Here is a 13,505-nt window from a genome sequence, read left to right as displayed (position 1 = left end):
CGATGCGGGATCGCCGGGTGGCGCTGGCGTGGGCGGCCTTCGTCGTCGTCGCGCTGGTGTCCTGTGTGCTCGTTCTGCACCGTCCGGATCGCCTCTCCGACCTGCACATCTACTACGGTGCGCTGTCCGACCTGCACGCCGGCGAGCCGCTGTACGGGTACGTGGCGGAGAACGGCGGTCCATTCACCTATCCGCCGTTCGCCGCTCTCGTGCTGTGGCCGATCACCGCCGTCAGCGAGGGCGTACTCCAGGGGATCTGGCTGGTGGCGACATGCGCGGCGGTCGTCGCCATCGCGGGGTCGGTCGGTGTCGCGCTGACCAGCCGACGGTCCCGGCGCCCGCTCGTCGTGGCGCTGGCGGCCACCGTGCTGATGCTCTCCGCGCCGGTGCAGAGCAACTTACGCTTCGGGCAGGTCAGCATCTTCATCGTGCTGATGGCCCTGCTCGACGGGCTGGGCGTCGTCCCACCCCGACTGCGCGGGACGCTGGTCGGGGTGGCCGCGGCGATCAAGCTCACCCCGCTGCTGTTCGTGGTCTACTTCCTCGCCGTCGGCCGCTACCGTGACGCCGGCCGGTCGGCGGCCACCTTCGTGGCCTGCGCGGGGCTCGCCGCGATCGTGCTGCCCCGGGAGAGCTGGGCCTACTGGACCGAGACCGTGCGACAGACCTCGCGGATCGGCAATCTGTCCTCGTTGGGCAACCAGTCCCTGCACGGAATGTTGCTGCGCGTCGGCGTCGACGAGACGGCGCTGCCCCTGCTCTGGGCCGGCATGGTGGCACTGATCTGCGCGGCGGCGCTGCTCCGGGCCCGACAGTTGACGCGGCAGGGCCGCCCCGGGCACGCCGCCGTGCTCGTCGGCTGCGCCACCGTGGCCGCGTCCCCGGTGTCCTGGACCCACCACCAGGTGTGGCCGGTGCTCGCCGCGATGCTGCTGATCGGCGCGTCCGGCGTCACCCAGCGAGCCGCCGGCGCGGCGCTGCTCGCCGCCATGGTCGTCTCGTTGGGCGCGATGCTCAGCCCGGTCTCGACGCGGCCGGGGGTGCAGTTCCTCTTCGAGAACGCCCGTGCCGTCGGCGTGTGCCTCCTGTGCCTCGTCGGCTTCGGCGGTGTCGCCGTCGCCGTCCAGCACACGAGCAGACGACCGGCCGCCGGCCGTGCCTGGCTGCGGGTGGGCGTCACGGCCTCGGTGGCGGTCGCGTTCTTCGCCGTGCAGCCGCTGCCGGCCGGGGCCGACCCCACCTTCAAGGCGTACAGCCTCGACGACGTGGTCAACCCGCGATACTTCTTCGTCTGCCGTGGTCCGGCCGAATGCGCCGCCTACGCCACCGACGCGCCGGTCACCTTCGGCACCCGCGCCGAGAAGACCAAGGTCCGGGTCAACGGCGTGGTCTCCCCGCAGGTGACCCGCCTGGAGTACTACTCCGCCCCGGGTGGAGCACCGCGGGCCATTCCGCTGCTTACCGCGTACCCGGGTACGCGTACCTTCTCGTTCCGGTCGGCGACGATGGCCCACGGCCGGCTCGTCGCGTACGCCTCGGACGGGCAGCGGATCGCCAGCTACGACGACGAACTCGCCGCCGCCCTCCGCACGGCCACCCGGTAGGCGATCGCGGGGAGGGCGGCGGCTGGCCGTGCTCAGCGGGTGGCGGCGGCCAGGGCGGCGCGCAGCTTCGCGGCGTCGCCCGGGGCCGGGTGCTTCCAGTCGGTCGGGCTGGCGGAGTAAAGCGTGCCGTACGCCGGGGTGTCCGGCTGGTAGCGCCAGCCCTCGGCCAGCGGGCCGACGTCGACCGCGTCGTAGCCGATCCGGTCCAGGAAGGCGGTCACCTCGGCCTTCGCGGCGGCGTCGTCACCCGCGATGGCGAGAGCGCTGCGGTCGGCCGCACCGGAGGGCCGGGGGAGCGCGGCCAGGCCCCTGAAGTTGATGTTGTTGAAGACCTTGACCACCCGCGACCCCGGCAGGTGCCGCTGCAGCAGCTCGCTGCTGGTGACCTCGCCCGAGTCCAACTCCGGGAAGGTCCCGTCGCGCTGCGGGTAGTAGTTGTTGGTGTCGATGACCACTTTGCCGGCCACCGGCTCGACGGGCACCGCGCGGTACGCCTTCAGCGGCACACTGACCACCACCAGGTCGCCGACCTGCGCCGCGTCCTGCGTGGTGCCGGCGCTGGCGTGCGCGCCAAGGGTCTCGACCAGGTCGGTGAGGGTTTCCGGGCCCCGCGAGTTGCTCAGCACCACGTCGTAGCCGGCGTCGACGGCCAGCCGGGCCACGGTGCCGCCGATGTTGCCGCTGCCGATCAGTCCCACAGTTGTCATGCTCGTTCCCAACTCCGTCCACCCACGACGCATTCCCGACCATTCTGGTGGGTTATTCGACAGTCCGGTGCCGGGCGGCTGCGCAGACTGCCCGCGGCCTTCGTCGCCCCGGCGGGCCCTGGTCGCGCCGCGAGCCCGTCCCGCACAACGTACTGCTCACGCTGATCGCCGACCGGCTCTCCGGTGACGTGCCACTCTCCGGTGACGAGCGGTTCGTGCGGGCGGTGCAGCCTCAGGCCGGGGCGGGGAGGGCCTTTTCGACGGCTGCGCGTAGGTCGTCGGAGCCGGGCTCGACAGTGGGGGCGAAGCGGGCGGCGACCGAGCCGTCCGGGGCCACCAGGAACTTCTCGAAGTTCCAGCGCACGTCACCGGTGTGCCCGTCGGCGTCCGGGGTGTCCACGAGCGCGGCGTAGAGCGGGTGCCGGTCGGGGCCGTTGACGTCGACCTTCTCGGTCAGCGGGAAGGTGGCCCCGTAGTTGACCTGGCAGAAGTCGCTGATCTCGGCGGCGCTGCCCGGCTCCTGTCCGGCGAACTGGTTGCACGGCACGCCGAGCACCACCAGGCCCCGGTCGGCATAGGAGTCGGCGAGCGTCTGGAGGCCGGCGTACTGCGGGGTGAGGCCGCAGCGGGAGGCCACGTTGACGACCAGCAACGCCTTGCCCCAGTGGCGGGCCAGGTCGGCGGGGCCGCCGTTGAGGGCGTCGATCGGGATGTCGAAGACGGTCATGGGCCGAGGCTACGCGCCGATCGGGCGTCGAACCGGGGTGGGCGCAGCGTACGCACTCCGTGCACCAGGAGAAATCGAAACATGCACATCTTGACGAAGTGATGACGCCGTGAGTACCGTCTCATCATCTCTTTTGGAAAGTTTCCTAACAGTTCGGGAGACGCCTCATGAAAAGATCGCTCCGCCGGGCCCTCTGGGCCGGTGCCGTGGTCGCCGTGACCGTCGCGGCGGTGCCGGTGACCACCGCGTTCGGTGCCGGCACGGTCACCACCACCTTCACCAAGGCGCAGGACTGGGGGACCGGTCACGAGACGAGGGTGACCGTCACCAACGGTTCCAGCGCCACCGTCACCACCTGGCGCATCGAGTTCGACCTGCCGTCGGGCACCACCATCAGCAGCGCGTGGGACGCCGACGTCACCAGCAGCGGCAACCACTACGTCGCGGTCAAGAAGAGCTGGGCCGGCGGGATCGCCCCCGGCGCGTCGTTCAGCTGGGGCTACAACGGCAGCGGTGCCTACAAGGCGCCGCTGAACTGCACCATCAACGGTGCCGCGTGCGGCGGCGGGACCACTCCGCCGACCACGACTCCGCCGACGACCACCCCACCGACGACGACGCCGCCCACCACCCCTCCTCCCACCACGCCACCGCCGACCACCAACCCGCCGAACCCGGGTGGCAAGAAGATCGTCGGCTACTTCGCCGAGTGGGGCGTCTACGGGCGCAACTACCACGTCAAGAACATCCAGACCAGCGGCTCGGCCGCCAAGCTGACCCACATCCTGTACGCCTTCGGCAACACCACCGGCGGTCGGTGCGCCATCGGTGACAGCTACGCCGACTACGAGAAGGCGTACACCGCGGCGGAGAGCGTGGACGGCGTCGCCGACACGTGGGACCAGCCGCTGCGCGGCAGCTTCAACCAGCTGCGCAAGCTCAAGCAGCTGAACCCGCACCTCAAGGTGATCTGGTCGTTCGGTGGCTGGACCTGGTCCGGCGGCTTCACCCAGGCCGCGCAGAACCCGGCCGCGTTCGCCGAGAGCTGCTACAACCTGGTCGAGGACCCGCGCTGGGCGGACGTCTTCGATGGCATCGACGTCGACTGGGAGTACCCGAACGCCTGCGGTCTGACCTGTGACACCAGCGGCCCGAACGCGTTCAAGAACGTGATCAGCGCGCTGCGGTCGAGGTTCGGGTCCAGCGCCCTGGTCACCGCCGCCATCACCGCGGACGGCAGCAACGGCGGCAAGATCGACGCCACCGACTACGCCGGGGCCATCGGCAACCTCAACTGGCTGATGCCGATGACCTACGACTACTTCGGCGCCTTCGCCGCCCAGGGTCCGACGGCACCGCACTCACCGCTCACCTCGTACACCGGCATCCCGCAGCAGGGCTTCAACTCCGACGCGGCGATCCAGAAGCTCAAGAGCAAGGGCGTCCCGGCCAACAAGCTGCTGCTCGGCATCGGCTTCTACGGTCGGGGCTGGACCGGCGTCACCCAGGCCGCACCGGGTGGCAGCGCCACCGGGGCGGCACCGGGCACCTACGAGGCCGGCATCGAGGACTACAAGGTCCTCAAGAACACCTGCCCGACCACCGGCACGATCGCCGGCACCGCGTACGCCAAGTGCGGCAGCAACTGGTGGAGCTACGACACCCCGTCGACCATCAACGGCAAGATGACGTACGCGAACAACCAGGGCCTCGGTGGCGCGTTCTTCTGGGAGCTCTCCGGTGACACGAGCAACGGCGAGCTCATCGGCGCCATCAAGGGCGGTCTCGGCTGAGCCGAGGGCCGACGCACCACCCACACGGCGGGAAGGGGCCCGCACCGTCCCTTCCCGCCCGTGACACAGCGGCCCGGTCGACGCCCAGCGTCGACCGGGCCGCCGCCGTTGGGTTCGCTCAGTTGGATGTGGCAGACTCGCGGCTCGGCACGTCTCGATCTCATCGCCGACGGAGGTGATCATGCGCCCGACCCACCGCAGGCTGGCGGCGACCGCCGCCGGGCTGGTGCTGCTGCCGGTTGCCCTGGTCGGCTGCGGAATCGGCGACAAGGACGAGGAGAAGTCCGCCGCCAAGCCGGCCCGAGCCCCCGCCGAGGAGGCCGCCACCCGCTCCCGTGAGCGCGTGCAGGCGTACCTCGACGCGATGGCGGCCAAGGACGTCGCCGCCGGCCGCAGCCAGCTCTGCGCTCTGCTGCACGACGGCTTCGACCTGGGTGCCACCGGCCCCAACGGTGACTTCGCCGACCACTTCCAGGTGCCGGAGGCGGCCATCACCGACATCCGGTCCGGCCCGCTCGGGCAGGAAGTCAGCGTCTCGGTCTCGGTCGCGGTCGGCAAGCGCACCGTCACCCGGCCGCTGGTCTTCACCGTGACCCGGGACGGCAGCGACTGGTGCATCGCCGGCGAAGCACCCGCAGGCCCGCCGCCCGCAGGCCCGCTGCCGACCGGCGTCGCCCCCACCCGCGCGTCCTGACCAGCGCCCGGCAGATTGATCTCCCATCTGCCGGAACCGTCCCCCTCGCCGCCCGGGCACCCCGACCGTCGCCGTACGCTTTCTGTCATGCGCCATGAGTGGCATCAGCTGAGCCATCCCGCGGTGGGCAGCCCGGGCCTACAGACCAGCCGACCGACCGTCGACTCCGCCGAGGACGCCGCGCTCGGTCTGGACCGATGGCGGGAGCTGCCCCGCGAGCAGATTCCGCCGTGGTCCGACCCGGCGGCCGTGGCCGAGGTCTGCAAGGTCCTCGACACCGTGCCCTCGGTCGTCGCGCCCTACGAGGTGGACCAGCTCCGGCAGAAGCTCGCCCTGGTCTGCGAGGGCAAGGCGTTCCTGCTGCAGGGCGGTGACTGCGCCGAGACGTTCGTGGACAACACCGAGAGCCACCTGCTGGCCAACGCCCGCACCCTGCTCCAGATGGCGATCGTGCTCACGTACGGCGCGTCGCTGCCGGTGGTCAAGGTCGCCCGGGTCGCCGGGCAGTACACGAAGCCCCGCTCGCTGCCGACCGACGCCCGCGGCCTGCCCGCGTACCGCGGCGACATGATCAACTCGCTGGAGGCCGACCCGGCCGCCCGGGTCGCCGACCCGCAGCGCATGATCCGCGCGTACGCCAACTCGGCGGCGGCGATGAACATGCTCCGGGCGTACCTGGCCGGCGGGCTCGCCGACCTGCACGCCGTGCACGACTGGAACAAGGGCTTCGTGAAGAACTCCCCGGCGGGGGAGCGTTACGAGGCGATCGCCCGGGAGATCGACCGGGCGCTGGCCTTCATCCGGGCCTGCGGAATGACCGACGACGAGGCCCTGCGCACCGTCACGCTCTACTGCTCCCACGAGGCCCTCGCCCTGGAGTACGACCGGGCGCTCACCCGGGTCTCCGACCGTCGGGCGTACGGGCTCTCCGGACACTTCCTCTGGATCGGCGAGCGCACCCGGCAGATCAGCGGCGCCCACATCGACTTCATCTCCCGGATCGCCAACCCGATCGGGGTCAAGCTCGGCCCGACCACCTCCCCGGACGAGGCGATCGAGCTGTGCGAGAAGCTCAACCCGGACAACATCCCCGGCCGGCTCACCCTGATCAGCCGGATGGGCAACCACCGGGTACGCGACGCGCTGCCGCCGATCGTCGCCAAGGTCACCGCCGCCGGCGCCAAGGTGGTCTGGCAGTGCGACCCGATGCACGGCAACACGCACGAGTCGTCCAACGGCTACAAGACCCGGCACTTCGACCGCATCGTCGACGAGGTGCTCGGCTACTTCGAGGTGCACCGAGGGCTGGACACCCACCCCGGTGGTCTGCACGTCGAGTTGACCGGCGAGGACGTCACCGAGTGCCTCGGCGGCGCCCAGGGGATTGAGGATCTTGACCTGCCTGACCGGTACGAAACCGCCTGCGACCCGCGACTGAACACCCAGCAGTCGTTGGAGCTGGCGTTCCTCGTAGCGGAGATGCTCCGTGGCTGAGCTTGCCAGCCCGCAGTCGGCAAGTCGATAGAATGATCATGGCTGACGCGAGGAGTGAGCTTACGAGCCCCGCGGTCGGCAGCGAGAGGATGACAGTGCCTGAGCTGTTCGTGGACCTGCGGTCCGACACGGTGACCCGACCCACCGCAGGGATGCGGGAGGCGATGGCCACCGCCGAGGTCGGCGACGACGTCTACGGCGAGGATCCGAGCGTCAACGCGCTGGAGGCCGAGGTCGCCGCGTTGTTCGGGCACGAGGCGGCGCTGTTCGCCCCGAGTGGGTCGATGGCGAACCAGATCGCCCTGCAACTGTTGGTGTCGCCCGGCGACGAGTTGCTCTGCGACGCGGACGCGCACGTCGTCACGTACGAGATCGGCGCCGCGGCCGCGTACGGCGGGATCTCCTCGCGGACCTGGCCGGCGGTGGGCGCGGACATCGACCCGGAGGTGGTGGCCCGGATGATCCGGCCGGACGGCTACTTCGCCGTCCCCACCCGCGCGATCGCCGTCGAGCAGACCCACAATCGCGGCGGTGGCGGGGTGATTCCGCTGGCCACGCTGCGCGATCTGCGCGGGGTCGCCGACGAGGCGGGCATCGCGCTGCACTGTGACGGCGCACGGATCTGGCACGCGCACGTCGCCGACCGGGTGCCGCTGATCGAGTACGGCCGGCTCTTCGACACGCTGTCGGTGTGCCTCTCCAAAGGGCTCGGCGCGCCGGTCGGTTCGCTGGTGGTGGGCAGCGCGGAGAAGATCGAACGGGCTCGGCTGATCCGCAAGCGGATGGGCGGTGGCATGCGCCAGGCTGGCATTCTCGCCGCCGCCGGTCGGTACGCGCTCGCGCACCACATCGACCGACTGGCCGACGACCACGCGAAGGCGGCCCGGCTCGCCGAGGCGGTCGCGCCGTTCGGCGTGCTGGCCACCACGGCCCGTACCAACCTGGTGGCGTTGGACCTCACCAAGCACACCCTGGACGCACGGGCCCTGGCCGCCGCGGCGCGGGCCGAGGGCGTACTGGTCTCGGTGCTCGGCCCCCGTACCGCCCGCCTGGTCACCCACCTGGGCGTCAGCGACGCGGACATCGACCGCGCCGTAGCAGCCCTACCCCGCATCCTCGCCGCCCCCTGACCCACCCCGTCCCCGGTGATCATGAAGTTATTGCCACCCGCGTCGGCGTGTCATGGCAATAACTTCATGATCACCGGAGCGAGCCGGGGACGCCGGGAGGACGCCGGGAGGGGGAGGGGTGGGGGTTAGGGGTGGGACAGGCGGGTGAGGGTGCTGATGTCGGCGGCGTGGCCTACGTGCTTCTCGCTGGGGGTTTCCACGACGATCGGGACGCCAGCGGTAGCCGGGTGGGCCATCAGCTCGGCGAAGGCGGGCTCGCCGATGCTGCCCTTGCCGATGTTCTCGTGCCGATCCCGGGTGGAGCCGCACAGGTCCTTCGAGTCGTTGGCGTGGACCAGCCGCAGCCGGTCCGCACCGACCGTGGCCACCAGGGTGTCCAGGGTCGCCGTCATGCCGCCCTCGGCCGCCAGGTCGTGGCCGGCCGCCCAGGCGTGGCAGGTGTCGAAGCAGACCCCGAGCATGGGGTGTCGGTCCACCGCGTCCAGGTAGGGCCCGAGCTGCTCCACCCGGGAGGCCAGTGACCGGCCACCACCCGCGCTCGGCTCGACCAGCAACATCGGCCCGCCAGCCTCGGCGGCCCAGTCGAGCAGCGGCAGCAACACCTCGCGAACCTGTCGCATCGCCGCCTCGGCGTGCCCCTCGTCGACCGAACTGCCCGCGTGGAACACCACCCCCCGCGCGCCGATCGCCACCCCCCGACGCAGCGCGTGCGCCAGCGTCTGGGCCGACTTCTCGACCGTGGCCGGGGTGGGCGAGCCGAGGTTCACCAGCAGCGCGGCGTGGATGAACGCGGGAATGCCCCGCTCGGCGCAACCGTCGCGGAACAGGGCGTCCTGCGCGGGGTCGCCGTTGGGCAGTGCCCAGCCTCGGGAGTTGGAGACGTAGACCTGCACCACCCGCGCACCGGTCGTGTCGGCGTACGGCAGGGCGGCCTTCGCCAGCCCACCCGAGGTCGGAGTGTGCGTGCCCACCGGCCGCGCGCAGATCGTCGGCATCAGAAGCACGTCAGGGTGACCGGGGTGCCGGGTGCCACCTGCGAATTCTCGCCCGGGAGCTGGATCCGGACCACGGCGTTCGGGTTGATCGCCATCGTCACCGGGAAGCCCTGGCTCTCCAACGCCTGCTTGGCCTGCTGGCACGGCAGGTCGATCACCCGCGGCATGGCGACCAGCGGTGGCCCCTTGCTGACGTCCAGCTTGACCTGGGTGCCCTTCTCCACGCCGGCGCCATCGGCCGGGCTCTGGCCGAGGATCTCGTCCTTCGGCTTGTCGGAGTCCTTGTAGGTTTCCACCAGCACCAGGTTGAGCTGGGCCAGGGCCGTCCGGGCGTCGGTCAGGCTCTTGCCGACCAGGTTCGGCACCGTCACCGGCGCCCTACCCCGGCTCAGGATGAGGGTGACCTTCGCGCCTGGCTTGACCTCGGCGCCCACCTTGGGGGAGCTGTCCACCACGACCCCGGCCGGCAGGCTGTCGTCGTAGCGGGCGGTGCCCTTGGCCACCACCAGCTTCGCGTTGACCAGGTCCGCCTCGGCCAGCTCGAACTCCTTGCCGATCACGTCCGGTACGGGGAACCGCTCCGGGCCGAGGGAGAGGGTCAGGGTGACCGTGCCACCCTTGATGATCTTGGCGGCGGACGCCGGGCTCTGCGCCAGCACGCTGTCCTTCGGGGCTTTCTCGTCGAAGCGCGGCTCGGCGTACGTGAGGACAAGCCCGGCGCGGTTGGCCTGCGCCTGCGCCTCGGCCTTGCTCAGGCTCACCAGCTGCGGCGCGTCCGTGTAGCGGCCGACCCCGAACCACCAGCCTCCGATCGCGGCCACCAGGCCCAGCGTCACCACCACGGCGGCGACGGCCAGCCGGCCACGGGGGTTGCTCAGCACCGTGCTGCGCAGCGCGGCTAGCCGGGCGCCCAGGCCCTCGGCCGGCTCCGGGGCGGCCCGCCGCCGTCCCGGCCCCTGGCCGCTGGCCCCCTCTGGCAGTCGTGCCCACGACGGGCGGCTGGGCGGCTGGACCGTCGCGACCATCATGGTCGGCTGGGAGAGCGACGGTTCGTCGCTGACCGGGCGGAGTACGGCGGTGTGGCTGTTGGCGTCGCCCAGGCGATCCCGGGCAACCTGCACCTCGGCCAGCAGTGCGCCGGCGTCCGCCGGCCGCGCGTCGGGATCACGCCGAGTGGCCCGCTGCACCAGGTCGTCGAGGACCGACGGCAGGCCCGGCACCAGCGTCGAGGGCGTCGGTACGTCCCGGTCGACGTGCTGCCAGGCGACGTCCACCGGGCGGTCCCCGTCGTACGGCACGCGGCCGGTGAGCATCTCGAACAGCACGATGCCGGCCGAGTAGACGTCGGTGCGCGGATCGGCGCGGCCCTCGGTGACCAGCTCCGGGGCGACGTACGCCACGGTGGCCATCAGCTGGTTGCCCTGCTCCTCGTCGGCGCTCGCCTCGACCGCCCGGGCCAGCCCGAAGTCGGCCACCTTCACGACGCTGTCGACCAGGTTGGCGACGCCACCGGTGGGTGCCTCCGCGACCAGCACGTTCTCCGGTTTGACGTCGCGGTGCACGAGGCTGGCCCGATGCGCGGCGGCGATCGCGGCGAGCATCTGCTCGGCGATGGCCAGCGCCTCGTCCGGGTTGAGCCGGCGCCGCTCGGCCAGCACGTCGCGCAGCGTGCGGCCACGGACGTACTCCATCACCAGGTACGGCAGACCGGCGTGCGTGCCCTGGTCGTAGACCGCCACCACGTTCGGGTGGGTCAGCCGGGCGATGGTCTTCGCCTCGTCGGTGAACCGGGCCACGAAGTTGGCGATCCGGGCCCGCGCCTCGCTCGCCTGGGTCGGGTGAATGATCTTGACAGCGACGGTGCGCTCGAGGCGTTCGTCGGTGGCGGTGTACACGGTCGCCATGCCACCACGGGCCACGCGACCGCGAATGCGGTAGCGCCCGTCGATCAGCGAGCCCAGCAACGTGTCGGCGACCTGAGTGTCCATCGGCAGGCAGTCTATGTGTCCAGGGGGTAGAGGATGAACAGGATGCTACAGCCGTCCGCCGAACTGGTCCGTCCTGCCGCGCTTCTCGCCCCTTATCCGCTGGTCAGCGGCGATCAGGAGAGTGGGCGCCGACGGGTCGCCCGGGGTGCCGGTGGCTCGTCGCGGCGGCGGCGTGGCAGGGTGGTCGGGTGACCGAACCCGTACCCGACCAGGCCGCGCCCGGCCTGGAGCTCGCCGGACCCACCGACCCGGCCGGCTGGTTGACCCTGCCCGACGTCGCGGAACGACTCGAGGTGTCGATCAGCAAAGTGCACCAGATGATCCGTGACCGGGAGTTGCTGGCGGTCCGCCGCGACGGCGTCCGCCGGATCCCGGCGGACCTGGTTGCCAACCAGACCGTGCTCAAGCACCTGCCCGGCGTGCTCAACCTGCTCGCCGACAACGGCTACGACGACGAGGCGGCCCTGCGCTGGCTCTACGAGCCGGACGACACCCTCCCCGGCGCCACCCCGGCCGCCGCTCTCTCCGGCGACCAGGCCCGCGAGGTGAAACGCCGAGCCCAGGCCCAAGGCTTCTAACCCCCCGCCCCGCTTCCCCCGCGTTGATCATGAGGTTGGCGGCGCGACACGCCGAGGCGAAGGTCGCCAACCTCATGATCACCCTGGGAAGGGCGAGGGAGGACCGGGGGACGGGGCAGGGTCAGTCGGCTCGGCGGGTTGCGGCTATGGCCAGGTCTACCAGGGCCTGGCGGGCCTCGGTGTCCAGGTCGACGGCGGTCAGCGCGGCCAGGGCGGCGTCGGTGAGCGTGACGATGCGCTGTTCGGTACGGGCCAGCGCCCCGCTCCCCGAGATCACCTCACGGAGCTGGGCCACTCCCTGCTCGTCCAGCTCCGGGTCGCCGAGCCGGCCGAGCAGCAGCTCGCGGCCGGCGTCGTCGGTGGCCTCCACGGCCGCCGCCACCAGGTAGGTGCGCTTGCCCTCGCGCAGGTCGTCCCCGGCCGGCTTGCCGGTCAGCGCCGGGTCACCGAAGACCCCCAGCACGTCGTCGCGGAGCTGGAACGCCTCGCCCAGCGGCAGCCCGTACGCCGAGTAGGCCGTCCGCACGTCCTCCGGCGCGTCGGCCAGCGCGGCGCCGAGCAGCATCGGACGCTCGACGGTGTACTTCGCGGACTTGTACCGGGCGACCTTGCTGGCCCGTTCCACCGAGGTGTCCCCGGTGACCTGCGTCAACACGTCGAGATACTGCCCGACAGTTACCTCGGTGCGCATCTCGTCGAAAACCGGCCGGGCCCGGGCCAACGACCACAGGTCCAGGCCCGCGGAGTGCAGCAGCTCGTCGGACCAGACCAGGCAGAGGTCACCGAGCAGGATGGCCGCGGCGTCGCCGAAACCGTCCGGGTCGCCGCCCCAGCCGGCCTCCCGGTGCCGGGTGGCGAATCGTCGGTGTACTGCGGGCTCGCCGCGACGGGTGTCGGAACGGTCCATCAGGTCGTCGTGGATCAGGGCGCTGGCCTGGACGAACTCCAGCGAGGCCAGGGCGGTGAGCACCTGGTCGTCGTCCACCCCGCCGGCCCCCCGGAACCCCCAGTACGCGAATGCCGGACGCAGCCGCTTGCCACCACCGAGCACGAACGCCTCGATCGCCTCGGCCACCGGACCCAGCGCGTCGTCCACGGCGGCGAGCCGGACCCGTTGGCCGGCCAGGAACTCGGTGAGAGCCTTGTCGACCCGCTCCCGCAGGCCGGCGCGGTCGACGGGGGACACGGGAGCAGCGTGGGTCACGCCCCGACGCTAGCCGGTCGTCATGGTTGATGCTCCACCGCCACGCGTAGTGCGGCCGGTGCGGCCGGGACCCGTCCGTCCAGCCGGTCGCGTGCCGTGCGGCGCGGTGCGGCCCGGCCCGGTGGCCCGCGTCGAGCCGGCCCGACGGGTGGTCGCGGCGGCCTCGGCGAGCGCCACCAGCGGCACGTCCAGGACGACGGCGAGCCAGCCGAGCCAGAACCCGCCCGGCACACGACGCTGTCGTTCCCACCGGGAAATCTCGTGCCGACTCAGCGTCGGCACCCCGGCGGCGGCACACAACTCGGCGGCGGCTTGCTGCTGGCTCCAGCCGCGGGCCATTCGGCACCGGGCCAGCAGCGGCCCGAGCTGCCCGGGGCGCGGCGATGCGGGCGGGATCATGGGTCCTCCTGGCGGGCGTCGGCGCGGTGACGACCCACCCGCCCGATCGCACGGGACCGGCGTCACCGCTCGGTTGCTGACCCCCGCACGGGACCTGGGCCACCCCCGCCGCCCCTCCCGCACCGCCCATTTCTACCTCGCCGGTACGACGCCTTTCCGCCCGCCGGGCCGGGGCGCGCGGGGCGGCGTCAC

At 71.8% G+C, this 13,505-nt stretch carries 12 protein-coding genes; 6 read left to right on the top strand and 6 right to left on the bottom strand.

Annotated features, from left to right (window positions below; translation table 11 throughout):
• Positions 1-2 precede the first annotated feature (2 nt).
• Complete coding sequence (locus AC5L30_RS14980; protein WP_494867862.1) at positions 3-1,604, top strand: glycosyltransferase 87 family protein; 1,602 nt, start codon at positions 3-5, stop codon at positions 1,602-1,604.
• Positions 1,605-1,636: 32 nt separating this feature from the next.
• Here the strand turns inward: AC5L30_RS14980 and AC5L30_RS14975 are convergent, their stop codons facing one another.
• Together AC5L30_RS14975 and AC5L30_RS14970 are read right to left on the bottom strand one after the other, a co-directional pair.
• Positions 1,637-2,311: an NADPH-dependent F420 reductase gene (locus AC5L30_RS14975; RefSeq protein WP_494867860.1), complete on the bottom strand. Its 675-nt coding sequence runs from the start codon at positions 2,309-2,311 to the stop codon at positions 1,637-1,639.
• 232 nt (positions 2,312-2,543) lie between these two features.
• Positions 2,544-3,038, bottom strand: a complete 495-nt coding sequence (locus AC5L30_RS14970; RefSeq protein ID WP_494867859.1) for a glutathione peroxidase — start codon at positions 3,036-3,038, stop codon at positions 2,544-2,546.
• Positions 3,039-3,205: 167 nt separating this feature from the next.
• Here AC5L30_RS14970 and AC5L30_RS14965 point away from each other — a divergent pair, with 167 nt between their 5' ends.
• The 4 genes from AC5L30_RS14965 (at position 3,206) to AC5L30_RS14950 (ending at position 8,149) form a co-directional block, all read left to right on the top strand.
• A complete protein-coding gene (locus AC5L30_RS14965; protein ID WP_494867858.1) occupies positions 3,206-4,831 on the top strand; it encodes a glycosyl hydrolase family 18 protein in 1,626 nt (541 codons plus the stop codon).
• A gap of 181 nt (positions 4,832-5,012) precedes the next feature.
• Positions 5,013-5,525, top strand: a complete 513-nt coding sequence (locus AC5L30_RS14960; RefSeq protein ID WP_494867857.1) for a hypothetical protein — start codon at positions 5,013-5,015, stop codon at positions 5,523-5,525.
• 87 nt (positions 5,526-5,612) lie between these two features.
• On the top strand, positions 5,613-7,019 hold the full coding sequence (locus AC5L30_RS14955) for a class II 3-deoxy-7-phosphoheptulonate synthase (protein ID WP_494867856.1): 1,407 nt from the start codon (positions 5,613-5,615) through the stop codon (positions 7,017-7,019).
• A gap of 89 nt (positions 7,020-7,108) precedes the next feature.
• Positions 7,109-8,149, top strand: coding sequence for a threonine aldolase family protein (locus AC5L30_RS14950; protein ID WP_494867855.1), 1,041 nt, complete (start codon positions 7,109-7,111; stop codon positions 8,147-8,149).
• Positions 8,150-8,274: 125 nt separating this feature from the next.
• Here AC5L30_RS14950 and AC5L30_RS14945 read toward each other — a convergent pair whose 3' ends face one another.
• Positions 8,275-9,144 carry a deoxyribonuclease IV gene (locus tag AC5L30_RS14945; protein ID WP_494867854.1) on the bottom strand — a complete coding sequence of 290 codons (870 nt, stop codon included), beginning with the start codon at positions 9,142-9,144 and terminating at the stop codon, positions 8,275-8,277.
• Entirely contained in the window at positions 9,144-11,132 is a 1,989-nt protein-coding gene (gene pknB / locus AC5L30_RS14940) for a Stk1 family PASTA domain-containing Ser/Thr kinase (protein WP_494867852.1), read from the bottom strand. The genes AC5L30_RS14945 and pknB overlap by 1 nt, the downstream gene beginning before the upstream one ends.
• Before the next feature lie 188 nt (positions 11,133-11,320).
• Here pknB and AC5L30_RS14935 point away from each other — a divergent pair, with 188 nt between their 5' ends.
• The gene (locus AC5L30_RS14935) at positions 11,321-11,710 is read left to right on the top strand and encodes an Rv2175c family DNA-binding protein (protein WP_494867851.1); all 390 of its coding nucleotides are present in this window, start codon (positions 11,321-11,323) and stop codon (positions 11,708-11,710) included.
• Between the two features lie 121 nt (positions 11,711-11,831).
• Here AC5L30_RS14935 and AC5L30_RS14930 read toward each other — a convergent pair whose 3' ends face one another.
• Both AC5L30_RS14930 and AC5L30_RS14925 read right to left on the bottom strand, forming a co-directional pair.
• A complete protein-coding gene (locus tag AC5L30_RS14930; protein WP_494867850.1) occupies positions 11,832-12,914 on the bottom strand; it encodes a polyprenyl synthetase family protein in 1,083 nt (360 codons plus the stop codon).
• 9 nt (positions 12,915-12,923) lie between these two features.
• On the bottom strand, positions 12,924-13,313 hold the full coding sequence (locus AC5L30_RS14925) for a hypothetical protein (RefSeq protein WP_494867848.1): 390 nt from the start codon (positions 13,311-13,313) through the stop codon (positions 12,924-12,926).
• Positions 13,314-13,505 lie beyond the last annotated feature (192 nt).

Source organism: Micromonospora sp. BQ32 (assembly GCF_059358895.1).
This window is presented reverse-complemented; position numbering and strand designations above follow the sequence as displayed.

What these genes read in the sequence shown, in the direction of transcription:
- AC5L30_RS14980 (WP_494867862.1), top strand. Translation starts at nt 3, where the DNA reads ATGCGGGATCGCCGGGTGGCGCTGGCGTGGGCGGCCTTCGTCGTCGTC.
- AC5L30_RS14975 (WP_494867860.1), bottom strand. Translation starts at nt 2,311, where the DNA reads ATGACAACTGTGGGACTGATCGGCAGCGGCAACATCGGCGGCACCGTG.
- AC5L30_RS14970 (WP_494867859.1), bottom strand. Translation starts at nt 3,038, where the DNA reads ATGACCGTCTTCGACATCCCGATCGACGCCCTCAACGGCGGCCCCGCC.
- AC5L30_RS14965 (WP_494867858.1), top strand. Translation starts at nt 3,206, where the DNA reads ATGAAAAGATCGCTCCGCCGGGCCCTCTGGGCCGGTGCCGTGGTCGCC.
- AC5L30_RS14960 (WP_494867857.1), top strand. Translation starts at nt 5,013, where the DNA reads ATGCGCCCGACCCACCGCAGGCTGGCGGCGACCGCCGCCGGGCTGGTG.
- AC5L30_RS14955 (WP_494867856.1), top strand. Translation starts at nt 5,613, where the DNA reads ATGCGCCATGAGTGGCATCAGCTGAGCCATCCCGCGGTGGGCAGCCCG.
- AC5L30_RS14950 (WP_494867855.1), top strand. Translation starts at nt 7,109, where the DNA reads ATGACAGTGCCTGAGCTGTTCGTGGACCTGCGGTCCGACACGGTGACC.
- AC5L30_RS14945 (WP_494867854.1), bottom strand. Translation starts at nt 9,144, where the DNA reads ATGCCGACGATCTGCGCGCGGCCGGTGGGCACGCACACTCCGACCTCG.
- pknB (WP_494867852.1), bottom strand. Translation starts at nt 11,132, where the DNA reads ATGGACACTCAGGTCGCCGACACGTTGCTGGGCTCGCTGATCGACGGG.
- AC5L30_RS14925 (WP_494867848.1), bottom strand. Translation starts at nt 13,313, where the DNA reads ATGATCCCGCCCGCATCGCCGCGCCCCGGGCAGCTCGGGCCGCTGCTG.